This window comes from Streptomyces sp. 891-h, assembly GCF_022760275.1.
GTDB classification, from domain to species: domain Bacteria; phylum Actinomycetota; class Actinomycetes; order Streptomycetales; family Streptomycetaceae; genus Streptomyces; species Streptomyces spirodelae.
Genome location: NZ_CP050693.1, coordinates 6,813,558 through 6,828,651, shown reverse-complemented (window position 1 = coordinate 6,828,651; position 15,094 = coordinate 6,813,558). Strand labels below are relative to the sequence as shown.

The window sequence follows — 15,094 nt, the reverse complement described above, 5'->3', positions numbered from 1 at the left end:
CGGCGCGGGGTACCGCCGAGAACGACGCAGGGCACGGATTCACGCCGCCGGCACCGGCAGCCAGGGAAGCTCGACCCAGACCGTCTTGCCGCCGTCCGGCGTGGGCGTGATCCGCAGTCTGCCACCGGACTCGGCAGCCAGCGTACGGATGATCACCAGCCCGCGCCCGTTGTCCTGCTGCACGGCGGCGGGGAGCCGGCGCGGCCTGCCGGGGTGGCTGTCGGTGACGCCGAGGCACAGCCTTTCGGCTCTCTCCAGCCGCAGCTGGACGGTGAAGGTCGGCGACCTGCCGAAGGTGTGCTGGACGGCGTTGGTGGCCAGCTCGGAGACGATCAGGCGCAGCGAGTCCACGGCGTCCGCTGCCTCGGGCAGCCCCCAGGCCACGAGGGTGTCCGTGACATGTCTGCGGGCGGCGGTGACGGAAGCGGGCGCACTCGGCAGGGTGAGCGTCGCTTCCTGGTGGTCTGCCATGGCGAGGCCGTCCCTTTCCCGGGGCCGTTGGCTCCTCAGTCGCGCGGCAGCGGGCCCGCGCTCCGCCCTCGCGAAGAGACGGAGAGCGTCCCGGAACCGCTGCGCGACAGAGTGCCACTCCCGGCGACGCCGTGCGGCCGATCCACCTGCTTGCGCGGAGTTCTGTCGCCCGAAGCGGTGAACTCTGCCAGGTGAGCGCACATGGAGCCGCACGGCCCGCTCCGGGTCAGACGGCCGTGGTGGGTGCCTTCGCGATCACGGTGTCGGCGGCCCGGGCGAGCACGGAAGCAGACAGGTCGCCACGCGCGGTCAGGCGGAGGCGCGAGACGCCGTCGGGGACGGACGGCGGGCGGAAGCAGCCGACATGGAGCCCGGCGGCCCGGCAGTCGGCGGCCCATCGCACGGCGGCCTGCGGCGAGGGGGCGCGTACCGAGACGACGGCCGCGTCGGGACGGGTGGCGTCCAGCCCGGCTGCTGTCAGCCTGGCATGCAGTTCGGTGGCGACGGCGCGGGTGCGTGCCGCGCGTTCCGGTTCGCGGCGCAGCAGTCGCAGGGCGCCCAGCGCGGCGCCGGCCGCCGCGGGTGCCAGTCCGGTGTCGAAGATGAAGGTCCGCGCGGTGTTGACCAGGTGCGCGATGACGTGCGCCGGTCCCAGGACAGCGCCGCCCTGGCTGCCCAGCGACTTGGACAGGGTGGCGGTCACCACCGTGCCGGTGCTGCCCGCGAGCCCCGCGGCGTACGGCGCGCCGCGGCCGCCGTCGCCGAGGACGCCGAGGCCGTGCGCGTCGTCGACGAGCAGCCCGGCGCCCGCCGTGGCGCAGACGGCGGCGAGTTCGGCCAGCGGTGCGGCGTCGCCGTCGACGGAGAAGACGGAGTCCGTGACGACGAGCGCCGGCCCGTCGTCGGTGTGCCCCTCCAGTTCCTTGGCCACGGCCTCCGGGTCGGCGTGCGCGGCGACGGCGGTACGGGCGCGGGAGAGGCGGCAGCCGTCGATCAGCGAGGCGTGGTTGTAGGCGTCGGAGACCAGCAGTCCTCCGCCGCCCGGCGCGTTGGTGAGCGCGGTGACGGCTGCGAGGTTGGCGGCGTACCCGGAGGAGAGGACGAGTGCCGCCTCGAAGCCGCAGAAGGCTGCCAGCTCCCGCTCCAGTTGGGCGTGGAGTTCGGTGGAGCCGGTCACCAGCCGGGAGCCGCCGGCCCCCGCGCCCCAGTGGCGGGCCGCATCGGCGGCGGCGGAGACGACTTCGGGGTGCCGGGAGAGCCCGAGGTAGTCGTTGCCCGCCAGGTCGAGCAGCGGCGAGTCGGCTGGGCGCGGCGCGAGCGTGCGCAGCAGCCCGGCGGCGCGGCGGGTCTCCAGCGCCGCCGCCGTCCATCCGAAGGGGTCAGCGGCGCGGGCTGAGGGGTCCTGGGGCATGGCGGCTCTCTTCGTCGCCGGAGCGTTCGGTTTGTTGGCAGTCAATAGAACCTAACCTGCCATGCCGGACGTCGACGTGTGACAACATCCACACCTCGCTCAAGCGGTCTTGTAGGCTTCCTCCATTACCCGGCACGGTCGCATGGGCAAGGATCGTGCCCATGGACGACCTGCTGAACTCACTGGTGAACAAGGGGCTCCGCGGCGAGACGCCCACCCGCGACGAGGCACTGGCGGTGCTGCGGACCACGGATGACGACCTGCTCGATGTGGTGGCGGCGGCGGGCAAGGTGCGCCGCCGGTGGTTCGGGAAGCGGGTGAAGCTCAACTACCTGGTCAACCTCAAGTCCGGACTGTGCCCCGAGGACTGCTCGTACTGCTCGCAGCGGCTCGGCTCCGAGGCCGGGATTCTCAAGTACACCTGGCTCAAGCCCGAGGAGGCGGCCGACGCGGCGGCCGCCGGTGTGCAGGGGGGCGCCAAGCGGGTCTGCGTGGTGGCCAGCGGGCGGGGGCCGACCGACCGCGACATCGACCGGGTCTCCAGGACGATCGAGGCCATCAAGGACCGCAACGAGGGCGTCGAGGTGTGCGCCTGCCTCGGCCTGCTCTCCGACGGCCAGGCGGAGCGGCTGCGCGAGGCGGGGGCCGACGCCTACAACCACAACCTCAACACGTCCGAGGCCACCTACGGCGACATCTGCACCACGCACACGTACGAGGACCGGGTGGGGACCGTCAAGCAGGCCCGGGGCGCCGGGCTGTCGCCGTGCTCCGGGCTGATCGCCGGGATGGGCGAGACGGACGAGGACCTGGTCGATGTGGCGTTCTCGCTGCGGGAGCTGGACGCGGACTCGGTGCCGGTCAACTTCCTGCTGCCGTTCGAGGGCACGCCGCTGGCCGAGGAATGGAACCTGACGCCGCAGCGCGCGCTGCGCATCCTGGCCATGGTGCGGTTCGTCTGCCCCGATGTGGAGGTGCGGCTGGCGGCCGGGCGCGAGGTGCATCTGCGGTCGCTGCAGCCGCTGGCGCTGCACCTGGCCAACTCCCTCTTCCTGGGGGACTACCTCACCAGTGAGGGCCAGGCGGGCAAGGCCGATCTGGAGATGATCGCCGACTCGGGCTTCGAGGTGGAGGGCACCGAGGAGACCACGCTGCCCGAGCACCGGCGCGAGGAGCAGGCCCGTCCGCACGAGCGGGTGGCCGTACGGCTGCGGGGAGCTGGGACGGAGCTGCCGCCCAATGCCTGAGAGCACCACCCTCGGGACCCCGCACGGCCCAGAGCCGGGCGAGGTGCCCGGGAGCGCCACCGACGCGCTCCTCACGCTGGACCGGCAGCATGTGTGGCACCCCTACGCGCCGATGCCGGGGACGAGCGACCCGCTGGTGGTGGAGTCCGCTTCCGGCGTACGGCTGCGGCTGGCCGAGGCGGCGCACGGGCAGCGGGAACTGATCGACGGGATGTCGTCCTGGTGGTCGGCCATCCACGGCTACGGCCACCCGGTGCTCGATAAGGCAGCGCGTGACCAGCTCGGCAGGATGAGCCATGTGATGTTCGGCGGGCTCACCCACGAGCCCGCCGTACGGCTGGCAGCGCGGCTCGCCGAGATCTCGCCCGGCGACCTGGAGCACGTCTTCCTGAGCGACTCGGGCTCGGTCTCGGTCGAGGTGGCCGTCAAGATGTCCCTCCAGTACTGGCGTTCGCTGGGGCGGCCGGAGAAGCGGCGGCTGCTGACCTGGCGCGGCGGCTATCACGGGGACACCTGGCAGCCGATGTCGGTGTGCGACCCGGAGGGCGGTATGCACCATCTGTGGTCCGGTGCGCTGCCCGTGCAGGTCTTCGCCGAGGCGCCGCCTGCGGGTTTCGCCGCGGAGCCCGACGAGGAGTACGTGGCCCACCTGCACAAGATGGTGGAGCAGCACGCGCACGAGCTGGCGGCCGTCATCGTCGAGCCCGTGGTGCAGGGTGCCGGCGGGATGCGGTTCCACTCCCCCGCGTATGTGCGGGCGCTGCGCGAGGCGTGCGACGAGCACAGTGTACTGCTGGTGCTGGACGAGATCGCGACCGGGTTCGGCCGTACCGGGGAGCTGTTCGCCGCGCAGCACGCCGGTGTCACCCCGGATGTGATGTGCGTCGGCAAGGCGTTGACCGGCGGCTATGTGTCGATGGCAGCGACGCTGTGCACACCGCGCGTGGCGCGCGGGATCGCCAGGGGCTCGGTGCCGGTGCTGGCGCACGGCCCGACGTTCATGGGCAACCCGCTGGCCTCCGCGATCGCGGGCGCCTCGCTGGATCTGCTGCTCTCCCAGGACTGGCGTGCCGAGGTGCGGCGGGTGGGCGAGGGCCTGCGTGCCGGGCTGGCCGGGGCCGCCGGGCTGCCGGGGGTGCGGGAGGTGAGCGTGCTGGGCGCCATCGGCGTCGTACGGCTGGACCACGAGGTGGACCTCGCCGCGGCGACGCGGGCCGCCGTACGGGCCGGGGTGTGGCTGCGGCCGTTCCGCGACATGGTCTACGCCATGCCGCCGTACGTCACCCAGGACGAGGACGTCGCACGGATCGCCGCCGCGATGTGCGCGGCCGCGCGGGAAGGCTGACGGGAGGCCGAGAATGCGGAACAGCCCGGACATGCCGGACACCAGGGGCGTGCTGTGCGTCTCCGGGGCCGGGACGGAGATCGGCAAGACGGTGACGACCGCGGCGCTGGCGGCGTGCGCGCTGCGCGCCGGCCGCTCGGTGGCCGTGCTCAAACCGGCGCAGACGGGCGTGCCGGCCGGGGAGCCGGGGGACGTGGCGGAAGTGCTGCGGCTGGCCGGCGGCCAGAGCACGGCGCCGGGCGCGCTGACCGGCGCCGAACTGGCCCGCTACCCCGAACCGCTGGCGCCCGAGACGGCGGCCCGCCGCGCGGAGCTGCCCTACGTCTCGGCCGGTCAGATCGCGGAAGCGGCCGAAAAGCTGGCGGCCTCGCACGACCTGGTGCTGGTCGAGGGCGCGGGCGGGCTGCTGGTGCGGTTCGACGACCAGGGCTCGACCCTGGCGGACGCCGCCCGGCTGCTGGCTGCGCCGGTGCTGGTCGTCGTCCAGGCGGGGCTGGGCACGCTGAACACGGCGACGCTGACGGCCGAAGCGCTGCGGGCCCGGCGGGTGGAGTGCGCGGGGCTGGTGATCGGCAGCATGCCCGCTGAGCCGGGGCTCGCGGAGCGCTGCAACCTCGCGGACCTGCCGCGGTACTCGGGGCTGCCGCTGCTGGGGGCTCTGCCCGAGGGCGCAGGCGCTTTGGCACCGCCGCGGTTCGCTGCGGAAGCGCCCGGCTGGCTGGTGCCCGCGCTGGGCGGCACCGCGACGGCCCAGAGCTGAGGGTGTGCCCCTGGCCGGCGTCCGCACGGTGCGGGTGTGCTCGGGCTGATCGCGCCGTTCCCCGCGCCCTTTGCGGGGCGCGTTGCCCCCTTACCGGGTGGGCGCGATGTGCCGGGCGTGTTTAGGATCAGGGCCGGTCCAACTCGGCGCTGTCCCAGGAGGCTTGGCGTGTCCCATCCCATACGGCCGTTCCGGTTCGGCGTCAACATGGTGACTTTCGGCTCGGGCGAGGAGTTCCGGGAGCGCTGCCGCCGGGCCGAGGAGCAGGGCTACGACATCGTCCAGGTGCCCGACCATCTGGGCCTCAGCGCGCCCTTCCCGGCACTGGCGGCCGCCGCCGAGGTGACCGAGCGGCCCCGGCTGGGCACCTTCGTGCTCAACGCCGGCTTCTGGAACCCGGCACTGCTGGCCCGCGAGGTGGCCACCGTCGACCAGCTCTCCGGCGGCCGGCTGGAGCTGGGGCTGGGCGCGGGCTATGTGAAGGCCGAGCACGACACGGCAGGTCTGCCGTGGGCCTCGCCGGGTGGCCGGGTGGACCACCTGGAGCACCTGGTCGCCGAGGTGAGCCGGCTGCTGGCCGACCCCGACCACGCGCCGCGCCCCGTACAGCAGCCGGTGCCGCTGCTGATCGGCGGCAACGGTGACCGCGTGCTGAGGCTGGCGGCGCGCACCGCAGCTGTGGCCGCCTTCACCGGTGGGCGGCAGGTGCCGGGCGAGCCGGAAGGCACGATGAAGCTGATCTCCCCTGCCGAGCTGGAGCAGCGCACAGGGGCGCTCCGCGCGTTCGCGGCGGAGCGGGCCGAACCGCCCGAGCTGAACTACCTCATCCAGTACGTCGCACAGACGTCCGGCCCCGGCGAGGCGCTGGAGCGCCTGCGCCCGTACGGTCCGGCGATGAGCGACGAGGAACTGCTGGCGCATCCGGCCCTCCTCCTGGGCTCCCCCGAGGAGATGGCCGAACAGCTACGCGCCAACCGGGAGCGCTACGGCTTCTCGTACTTCACCGTGCTCGACCCCTGTATGGACGCGTTCGCTCCGGTGGTGGCGGAGCTGAGCGGCAACTGACCGGTGGCTGAGCCACGCCGTAGACCAGTGGCTCACCAGGCGAAACAGCGTGGCGGCCGACGCACGGGTGGTGCTGGGATGCGGCCCATGAGCGATCTTTCGATACGGGCCGCCGACGAGCGGGACATCGACCAGGTACTGGCCTTCTGGCGGGAGGCCGCCGAGGGCACCAGCGTCAGCGACGACCGGGATGGGGTCGCCCGGCTGATCGCCCGCGATCCGGAGGCCCTGCTGCTGGCGGAGCGGGACGGGCGCCTGGTCGGCACCGTCATCGCGGGCTGGGACGGGTGGAGGTGTTCCCTCTACCGGCTGGCCGTACTGCCGTCCCAGCGGCGGCAGGGGATCTCCCGAGCCCTGCTGGCCGCGGCCGAGGAGCGGTTCACCGCACTGGGCGGGCGGCGCGGCGACGCCATGGTGTTGGACGAGAACGAGCGGGCACACCGGGCATGGCAGGCCGCCGGTTACACCCCGCAACCCCAGTGGAGCCGCTGGGTCAAAACGCTCACCCCGTGAGGCGCGCCTCGCGCCGGCGTGGGGAACCGGTCAGCCGTCCGCTCCGTTTACGCTGTACAGCGCCGGACCCGCATTCCCGCGGGCCCGGCACAGTCATCGGATTCCGAAAGGTGTGAGCGTCCGCCCATGGGCGACCCTCCCAGTAGTGGCTCCCGAAGCAACCACCGACATCGCGCGTCCCGGCGCCCCCTGCCCCACGATGGGAAGGAGGTGAAGGGCCGATGACGGAAGTTCTGCTGCTGTTCGTGGCACTGCTGCTGTCGCTGGCCTGCGGTGGCTTCGTGGCGGCCGAGTTCTCCCTGACGACCGTCGAGCGCAGCGAGCTGGAGCGGGCCGAGCAGCGCGGCGACCGGGGCGCCGCCAGCGCGCTGTCGGCTGTGCGGTCCCTCACCTTCCAGCTCTCCGGCGCACAGCTGGGCATCACCGTGACCAACCTGATCGTCGGTATGCTCGCGGAGCCTTCCATCGCGAAGCTGATCGCCGGACCGCTGCGCTCGCTCGGCGTACCGACCTCGGCCGCCTCGTCGGTCGCCCTGGTGCTCGGTACCGGGCTCTCCACGATCGTGCTGATGGTGGTCGGCGAGCTGGTGCCCAAGAACTGGGCGATCTCCATGCCGCTGCCGGTCGCCCGGAGGGTGGCCACCCCGCAGCGGGTCTTCTCGGCCGCCTTCCGCCCGCTGATCCGGCACCTGAACAACACCGCCAACCGGGTGCTGCTGCGGATGGGCCTCGAGCCCACCGAGGAGCTGGCCTCGGCCCGCTCGCCGCAGGAGCTGGTGGCGCTGGCCAGGCACTCCGCCAAGGAGGGCGCGCTGGAGGAGGACACCGCGGATCTGTTCGTGCGCACCCTGCACCTGGCCGAGCTGACGGCGGAGAACGTGATGACGCCGCGCGTACAGGTCACCTCGCTGGAGGTACAGGCCACGGTCGAGGACGTCGCCAACGCCACCCGCGCCACGGGGCTGTCCCGCTTCCCCGTCTACCGGGGGAACCTGGACACCGTCGTCGGCATCGTACGGATCAAGGACGTGCTGGCCGTGCCCGCCGCTGAGCGGCGGCTGCGCCCGGTGACCGATCTGATGCGCGAGCCGCTGCTGGTGCCCGAGTCGCTGACCGTGGACCGGCTGCTGGACCAGCTCTCCGGCGGTGACCGCAGCATCGCGGTGGTCATCGACGAGTACGGCGGCACGGCCGGCGTGGTCACCCTGGAGGACATCATCGAGGAGGTCGTGGGCGAGGTCCGCGACGAACACGACCCGCTGGAGACGCCGGACCTGGCGCCCGCCGGGCAGGACGCGGAGGGCCGGCGCCTCTACGTCGCCGACGGCTCCGCCCGCACCGACCAGCTGCAGAGCATCGGACTGCGCGCCCCTGAGGGCCCCTACGAGACGCTCGCCGGGCTGATCGCCACCGAGCTGGGACGCATCCCGGCCGCCGGTGACACGGTCTCGGTCGCCGGCTGGCTGATCGAGGTCATGGACGCGACCGGACGGCGGGCGGCGCAGGTGCGGCTGCACGGACCGAGGCCGGGCGAAGAGGCGGCCGCCTCGGAGGACACCGACCGGGCGGAGGCGCGACGATGACGGTACTTCAGCTCTTGCTCGGACTGCTGACGCTGGTCGCCAACGCGTTCTTCGTCGGCGCCGAGTTCGCCCTGATCTCGGTGCGGCGCGCCCAGATCGAACCGCTGGCCGAGGACGGCGACAAGAGGGCCCGCAAGGTGCTGTGGGGCCTGGAGCATGTGTCGCAGATGCTGGCCGCCGCCCAGCTCGGGATCACGCTGAGCACCCTGGTGCTCGGCGCCGTGGCCGAGCCGGCGATCGCGCACCTGCTGGAGCCGGTCTTCCACGCGATGGGCGTGGCCGACGGCGTGGCACACGGTGTCTCCTTCGTCATCGCACTGTCGCTGGCCACCTACCTGCACATGCTGCTGGGCGAGATGGTGCCCAAGAACATCGCGCTGGCCGGCCCCGAGCGGACGGCGCTGCTGCTGGGCCCGCCGCTGGTGGCGCTGTCGCGGGCGCTGCGCCCGGTGATCTTCGCCGTGAACTCCTTCGCCAACGGGCTGCTCAAACTGATCCGGGTCGAGCCCAGGAACGAGGTCGAGGCCGCGTTCTCGGACGACGACCTGGCACAGATGGTGGCCGACTCCAGTGAGGCCGGACTGCTGGACGACCGCTCGACCGAGCGGCTGCGGGACGCGCTGGAGCTGGGCAGGCGCCCGATCGGTGATGTGGCGCAGCCGCTGCCCAAGGTGGTGACGGCAGGCCGCGGCGTGACGCCCGAGGGGCTGGAGAACCTCTCGGCGCGGTCCGGCTTCTCCCGCTTCCCCGTGGTGGACGACGACGGGCGGGTGCTGGGCTATCTGCACGTCAAGGACGCGCTGGACGCCTCGCCCCGTGAGGCACCGTTCCCGCTGACGGCGATGCGCCCCATCGCCCGGGTGCGGGCCTCGCTGCCGCTGGACGACGTGCTGGCCGCGATGCGCTCCAGCGGCACCCATCTGGCGGCCGTCACCGGGCCGGACGGGCGTGCGACGGGCGTGGTGACGATGGAGGACGTGCTGCGGGAGCTGGTGGGGCAGGCGTAGGCCCGCCGGGCGGTCGTCGCACCGGGCGGGGGTCGTTGCACTGGGCGGGCGGTCGTTGCTCCGGGCAACCGGATACCATCGGCGACCGTGACCAGTGCAGCGATCACCGCCTCAGCGGAAGGCACCCGACCGTCTCCCGCCTTCCGCTCCTTCGTCGCCCTCGGCGACTCCTTCACCGAAGGCATGTCCGACGTACTGCCGGACGGCAGCTACCGGGGCTGGGCCGACCTGCTGGCGGCCCGGCTGGCGGAATTGGAGCCCGGGTTCCGGTACGCGAACCTCGCGGTGCGCGGCAAGCTCATCGGACAGATCGCGGCCGACCAGATCGCCCCGGCCGCCGCGATGAAGGCCGATCTGGTGACGCTGGTGGGCGGCCTCAACGACGTCCTGCGGCCGGGCTGCGACACCGCGCGGGTGTGCGCGCTGCTGGAGGAGTCGGTCGCCGCGCTCGCTCCCTCCTGCGGCACGCTGGTGCTGATGCGCAGCCCGGGCCGGCGCGGCCCGGTACTGGAGCGCTACCGGTCCCGGATGGAGCAGCTGTTCGATTTCATCGAGGACCTGGCCGACCGGTACGGCGCTGTGGTGGTGGATCTCTTCGCCTCGGAGGCATTGGGCGATCCGAGGATGTGGGCCGACGACCGGCTGCACCTCACCGACGAGGGACACCGGCGGGTGGCCGAGGCCGTCTGGCAACGTCTCGGGCTGCCCGCCGAGTCCGACTGGAACGCTCCGCTGCCGCCCGCCGAGCCGCCTTCCTGGACGGCCCGCCGTGCCGCGGATGTGCGCTTTGCGCGGGTTCACCTGCTGCCGTGGATCGGGCGCCGCCTCACGGGCCGCTCCTCCGGCGACGGCCGCACCCCCAAACGGCCGGAGCTGGCCCCCATGTAGGCGCACCCGGCAAGGGGGCGCTGCGCTTGCCCACCCTGCGCCCCTGGCGCAGACTGCCCAAGCGCAGAGGGGGCCCCGTCAGGGGCGCGGGGAACGGCGCGACAAGCCACAACCCACCCGCAGCCCGCAACGGCGAGCAAGGGGCACCCCCTCCCCGCAAGGAGCGGACCCTCTCCCGCAAGGGGCGGCACAGGCACCGCGCAGCGGCCCGTAGACTCGGGCGACGTGAGTGACAAGCCGCGCATCCCGAACGTCCTGGCGTCCCGCTACGCCTCCCCCGAACTGGTCCGCATCTGGTCCCCGGAGTCGAAGATCGTGCTGGAGCGGCGGCTGTGGCTCGCCGTCCTCAAGGCACAGCGGGACCTGGGCATCGCCGTGCCGGACGAGGCGCTGGCCGACTACGAGCGGGTGGTCGAGAACGTCGACCTCGCCTCGATCGCGGAGCGCGAGAAGGTCACGCGGCACGACGTGAAGGCGCGGATCGAGGAGTTCAACGCGCTGGCCGGCCACGAGCACGTCCACAAGGGCATGACCTCGCGCGACCTCACGGAGAACGTCGAGCAGCTGCAGATCCGCCTCTCCCTGGAGCTGGCCCGCGACCGTACGGTCGCGCTGCTGCACCGGCTGGGCGCGCTGGCGGGCGAGCACGCGGCGCTGGTGATGGCCGGCCGCTCGCACAACGTCGCCGCACAGGCCACCACGCTGGGCAAGCGGTTCGCGACCGGCGCCGACGAGCTGCTGGTCGCCTTCGAGCGGCTGGAGGAGCTGCTGCGCCGCTACCCGCTGCGCGGCATCAAGGGCCCGGTCGGCACCGCGCAGGACATGCTGGACCTGCTCGGGGGTGACCAGGAGCGGCTGACCGACCTGGAGCGCAGGATCGCCGAGCACCTCGGTTTCGGCCGGGTGTTCACCTCCGTCGGGCAGGTCTACCCGCGCTCGCTGGACCACGAGGTGGTCACCGCGCTGGTGCAGCTCGCCGGTGCCCCCTCGTCGCTGGCCAAGACGATCCGGCTGATGGCGGGCCAGGAGCTGGTGACCGAGGGCTTCAAGGAGGGGCAGGTCGGCTCCTCGGCGATGCCGCACAAGATGAACACCCGCTCCTGCGAGCGCGTCAACGGCCTCATGGTGATCCTGCGCGGCTACGCCTCCATGGCGGGCGAGCTGGCCGGTGACCAGTGGAACGAGGGCGATGTGTCCTGCTCGGTGGTGCGGCGCGTGGCACTGCCGGACGCGTTCTTCGCCTTCGACGGGATGCTGGAGACGTTCTTGACGGTGCTGGACGAGTTCGGCGTCTTCCCTGCCGTGGTCTCCCGGGAGCTGGACCGCTACCTGCCGTTCCTGGCCACCACCAAGGTGCTGATGGGCGCCGTACGCGCCGGGGTCGGCCGGGAGGTGGCACACGAGGTGATCAAGGAGCACGCGGTGGCGTCCGCGCTGGCGATGCGCGAGGGCGCCGAGCACAACGAGCTGCTGGACCGGCTGGCGGCGGACTCGCGCATCCCGCTGGACCGCGCGGCGCTGGGCGAGCTGATGGCGGACCGGCTGTCGTTCACCGGCGCTGCCGCCGCGCAGACGGCCGAGGTCGTCAGCCGCGTCCAGGAGGTCGCCGAGCTGCACCCCGAGGCCGCCGCCTACCGTCCGGGAGCGATCCTCTGAGTCCGCGGTTCACCAAGCAGGAGCTGGAGGCGGCCCGCGGCAAGCTGGTGCCCGATGTGGCCGCCGAGGGGCTGCGGGTGCTGTTCTGCGGCATCAACCCGGGTCTGCTCTCGGCGGCGACGGGTCACCACTTCGCCCGCCCCGGCAATCGCTTCTGGCCCGCACTGCACGCCTCCGGGTTCACCCCGCGCAGGCTGCGCCCGGACGAGGAGCGGGAGCTGCTGTCGTACGGGCTGGGCATCACCAACGTCGTCGCCCGGGCGACGGCGCGTGCCGATGAGCTGACCCGCGCGGAGTTCACGGAGGGCGGCCGGCTGCTGGAGGCGAAAGTGGCGCGGCTGCGGCCGAAGTGGCTGGCGGTGCTGGGCATAACGGCCTACCGCGCCGCCTTCGACGAGCCGGCCGCTGCCGTGGGGCCGCAGGACCGGCTGGTCGGCGGAGCGCCGGTGTGGGTGCTGCCCAACCCCAGCGGGCTCAACGCGCACTACACGCCCGCGGCGCTGGCCGAGGAGTTCGGCAAGCTGCGGGTGGCCGCCTCAGCCGAGGACTGAGACCGCGCTCCTGCCCGGCTCCCCCGCCGCCGCGAGCAGTTGCAGCGGTATCTCCTCGCCGCGGCGGGCCAGGCCGACGCCCATCCAGCGCTGGTCCACGCGCCACACGGACAGCTGGGCGACGCGCCAGCACAGCGTGCGCTCGGGTTCGGGCAGCGGCTTCCCCTCGGCGGCTGCCAGCAGCAGCGCGTCGAGGTCGACGGTCTCCGGCTCGCCCCACTGCTGGGACAGCAGCACGACCAGCGCCTCGTGGTCGGCCCGCACTTCCTGCTCGGCCTCCAGGAGCGCGACAGGGTCGCCCTCCGGGTCCGGGTCGGCCGTGCGTAAGGCGGCGACCTGGGCGGCGGGCTCGGCCTGCAGGCGGCCGATGGCGGCGAGATGCTGTGCGAGTCGCATGAGAACAGTCAACCTCCCGGCACTGACAGCCGGTTGAGCGGCCGGTTGGGACGTAGGGCGTAACCGTGGGGTCGGCCGGGGTACCCCGGCCGCTCGCCGTGACTCCCCACAGCGGTTACGATCCGCCCCACGCGCACAGGCAGGGAGGCGGAGCGTGAGCAGGCTGACCGGAAGGGACCCGTCACTGCTGCGGCGGATCAACTCCACGGTCGTGTTGCGGGCGCTGCGCGGCACCACGACCCCGTCGGCGCTGACCCTCACCGAGCTGGTGCACGCCACCGAGCTGTCCCGGCCCACGGTCGAGGGCGTGGTCGAGGATCTGATCGAGGCGGGTCTGGTGGCCGAGGCCGCCGACGAGCCGGGCGGTACGGCACGACGGGGACGCCCGGCGCGCAGATTCCGCTTCCGTGCCGAGGCGGGCCAGCTGCTGGGGCTCGAGATCGGACCGCACCGGGTGGCGGCCGTCCTCTCGGACCTGACCGGCCGTCTCACCGGCTCCCTCTCCAGGGAGGTGGCCGAGACCGCGGAGGCCGACGCGCGGCTGGAGCGGATCCGCGCCACCGTCGCCGAACTGCTGCGCAGGACCGGCACAGCGCGCGACACCCTGCGCGCGGTCGGGGTGGGCACCCCCGGCATCGTGGAGGCCGACGGGACGGTACGGCTGGGCACGGCGCTGCCCGGCTGGACGGGCCTGGCGCTGGGTGAGCGGCTGCGGCGGTCGTTCCGCTGCCCGGTGCTGGTGGAGAACGACGCCAACGCGGCGGTGCTGGCCGAGCACTGGAAGGGCGCGGCGCGCGGCGTGGACGATGTGGTGATGGTGCTGGCCGGGTTGAGTCCTGGCGCGGGTTCGCTGATCGGCGGCCGGCTGCACCGCGGGTTCGGCGGCGCGGCCGGGGAGATCGGGGCGCTGCACCTGCTCGGCAGGGAGGCCAGGCCGGAACGGTTGCTGTCCACGACGGACGAGCCGCTGCACCCGCTCGACGAGGCCGCCGTCGCCCAGGTGTTCGCGCGGGCCCGGGGCGGGGACGACCGGGCGCGCCGGGCGATGGACCGCTTCCTGGCCCGGCTGGTGCACGACGTGGCGGCGCTGGTGCTGGCGCTGGACCCGGAGCTGCTGGTGGTCGGCGGCTGGGCCTCGGGGCTGGACGGCGTGCTGGACCCGCTGCGCGCCGAACTGGAGCGCTACTGCCTGCGCCCGCCGCGGGTGGCTCTCTCCCGGCTGGGCGAGACGGCGGTGGCGACGGGGGCGCTGCGGGTCGCCCTGGACCACGCGGAGAGCGAGCTGTTCACCCTGGAGGAGACCGAGCCGGCGCGCTGACGGCCGCCTCGGGTCGTCGGCCGGTCCCGGTCGGCTCGCCTCCGAGTCGGCTCGCCGATGAGTCAGCTCGGCTCGGAGTCAGCTCACCTCTGGGTCAGCTCGCCGATGCGTCAGCTCGCCAGCAGCGAGACGTCCTCACCGTCGCTGAACGAGAGCCGGCAGGTGTCGGCGCGGTAGGTCGCCACGGAGACCGCGGCGGTGCCGCCCTCGGCGACGTACCGCGTCGTGACGACCAGCACCGGGGCGCCGGGCAGCCGGTCGAGCCGGCGTGCGTCGTCGGCGCGCGCCGAGCCCAGTTCGACCGTACGGTCCTGCCCGGCGAGCTGGAGCCGGTGGAGTTCGCGCAGCACAGCGCGGGCCCTGGCCGCTGTGTTCGGCTCCTCCTCGGCACCTGACGGAATGGCGGGGACCGATTCGGTGGGCACGTACAGCACCTCGGACGCCACCTGCTGGCCGCCGGTGGTCCGGCTGCGGAGCACCGCGTGCACGGCGGCGTCACGCGCCACACCGAGCATCCGGGCCACCGGCGCCGGGGCCGGGGCCGTCCGGTGCTCCTCGGTGTGCCAGGCGTCGCCCGCGGCGCCCGGCCAGGCGTGCGGGCCGGCCTCGGAGCCGACGTCCACGCCCACCCGGGGCGGCGCGACGGTGGTGCCGACGCCGCGGCGGCGCTGGAGGCGGCCCTCCAGCTCCAGCTGTTCGAGGGCTTGGCGGAGCGTCGCGCGGGCCACGCCGAACCTGGCGGCCAGCTCGCGCTCGTTCGGCAGGATCTCGCCGACCGTGAACTCGGAGTCGAGCGCCTCGGAGAGCACCGTCTTCAAGTGCCAGTACTTCGGCTCCGGCACCGTCTCCAGCTGCGTGGTCCCCACCCTTGCCTCCGCGATCC

15 protein-coding genes are annotated in these 15,094 nt (G+C 73.4%); 11 read left to right on the top strand and 4 right to left on the bottom strand.

Annotated features, from left to right (window positions below; genetic code table 11):
• Nucleotides 1–39 precede the first annotated feature (39 nt).
• Nucleotides 40–471, bottom strand: coding sequence for an ATP-binding protein (locus HC362_RS30180; RefSeq protein ID WP_243087332.1), 432 nt, complete (start codon nt 469–471; stop codon nt 40–42).
• 226 nt (nt 472–697) lie between these two features.
• Nucleotides 698–1,882 carry an 8-amino-7-oxononanoate synthase gene (locus tag HC362_RS30175; protein ID WP_243087331.1) on the bottom strand — a complete coding sequence of 395 codons (1,185 nt, stop codon included), beginning with the start codon at nt 1,880–1,882 and terminating at the stop codon, nt 698–700.
• A 161-nt stretch (nt 1,883–2,043) separates the two neighbouring features.
• Here HC362_RS30175 and bioB point away from each other — a divergent pair, with 161 nt between their 5' ends.
• From bioB to mug, 10 genes are all read left to right on the top strand, one after another.
• Nucleotides 2,044–3,129, top strand: coding sequence for a biotin synthase BioB (gene bioB / locus HC362_RS30170; protein ID WP_243087330.1), 1,086 nt, complete (start codon nt 2,044–2,046; stop codon nt 3,127–3,129).
• The gene (locus tag HC362_RS30165; RefSeq protein ID WP_243087329.1) at nt 3,122–4,474 is read left to right on the top strand and encodes an adenosylmethionine--8-amino-7-oxononanoate transaminase; all 1,353 of its coding nucleotides are present in this window, start codon (nt 3,122–3,124) and stop codon (nt 4,472–4,474) included. The genes bioB and HC362_RS30165 overlap by 8 nt, the downstream gene beginning before the upstream one ends.
• 13 nt (nt 4,475–4,487) lie before the next feature.
• Nucleotides 4,488–5,234, top strand: a complete 747-nt coding sequence (gene bioD, locus HC362_RS30160; RefSeq protein WP_243087328.1) for a dethiobiotin synthase — start codon at nt 4,488–4,490, stop codon at nt 5,232–5,234.
• 168 nt (nt 5,235–5,402) lie between these two features.
• Complete coding sequence (locus HC362_RS30155; RefSeq protein ID WP_243087327.1) at nt 5,403–6,299, top strand: TIGR03621 family F420-dependent LLM class oxidoreductase; 897 nt, start codon at nt 5,403–5,405, stop codon at nt 6,297–6,299.
• An 87-nt stretch (nt 6,300–6,386) separates the two neighbouring features.
• Nucleotides 6,387–6,812: a GNAT family N-acetyltransferase gene (locus tag HC362_RS30150; RefSeq protein ID WP_243087326.1), complete on the top strand. Its 426-nt coding sequence runs from the start codon at nt 6,387–6,389 to the stop codon at nt 6,810–6,812.
• Nucleotides 6,813–7,033: 221 nt separating this feature from the next.
• Nucleotides 7,034–8,395: a hemolysin family protein gene (locus tag HC362_RS30145; RefSeq protein WP_243087325.1), complete on the top strand. Its 1,362-nt coding sequence runs from the start codon at nt 7,034–7,036 to the stop codon at nt 8,393–8,395.
• On the top strand, nt 8,392–9,402 hold the full coding sequence (locus HC362_RS30140) for a hemolysin family protein (protein WP_243087324.1): 1,011 nt from the start codon (nt 8,392–8,394) through the stop codon (nt 9,400–9,402). The genes HC362_RS30145 and HC362_RS30140 overlap by 4 nt, the downstream gene beginning before the upstream one ends.
• An 87-nt stretch (nt 9,403–9,489) precedes the next feature.
• The gene (locus HC362_RS30135) at nt 9,490–10,290 is read left to right on the top strand and encodes an SGNH/GDSL hydrolase family protein (RefSeq protein ID WP_279240152.1); all 801 of its coding nucleotides are present in this window, start codon (nt 9,490–9,492) and stop codon (nt 10,288–10,290) included.
• Nucleotides 10,291–10,515: 225 nt separating this feature from the next.
• Nucleotides 10,516–11,946 (top strand): adenylosuccinate lyase, encoded by a 1,431-nt coding sequence (gene purB, locus HC362_RS30130; RefSeq protein WP_243087323.1) that lies wholly within the window; start codon nt 10,516–10,518, stop codon nt 11,944–11,946.
• 47 nt (nt 11,947–11,993) lie between these two features.
• The gene (gene mug / locus HC362_RS30125) at nt 11,994–12,497 is read left to right on the top strand and encodes a G/U mismatch-specific DNA glycosylase (protein WP_243087322.1); all 504 of its coding nucleotides are present in this window, start codon (nt 11,994–11,996) and stop codon (nt 12,495–12,497) included.
• On the opposite strand, the gene HC362_RS30120 is transcribed toward mug, so the two are convergent.
• Nucleotides 12,483–12,893, bottom strand: coding sequence for a hypothetical protein (locus tag HC362_RS30120; RefSeq protein WP_243087321.1), 411 nt, complete (start codon nt 12,891–12,893; stop codon nt 12,483–12,485). The two genes, mug and HC362_RS30120, sit on opposite strands and share 15 nt — an antisense overlap.
• 154 nt (nt 12,894–13,047) lie before the next feature.
• Between HC362_RS30120 and HC362_RS30115 the strand changes: the two genes are divergently transcribed.
• Nucleotides 13,048–14,211: an ROK family protein gene (locus HC362_RS30115; protein ID WP_243087320.1), complete on the top strand. Its 1,164-nt coding sequence runs from the start codon at nt 13,048–13,050 to the stop codon at nt 14,209–14,211.
• 110 nt (nt 14,212–14,321) lie between these two features.
• On the opposite strand, the gene HC362_RS30110 is transcribed toward HC362_RS30115, so the two are convergent.
• Nucleotides 14,322–15,077, bottom strand: coding sequence for a GntR family transcriptional regulator (locus HC362_RS30110; RefSeq protein WP_243087319.1), 756 nt, complete (start codon nt 15,075–15,077; stop codon nt 14,322–14,324).
• Nucleotides 15,078–15,094 lie beyond the last annotated feature (17 nt).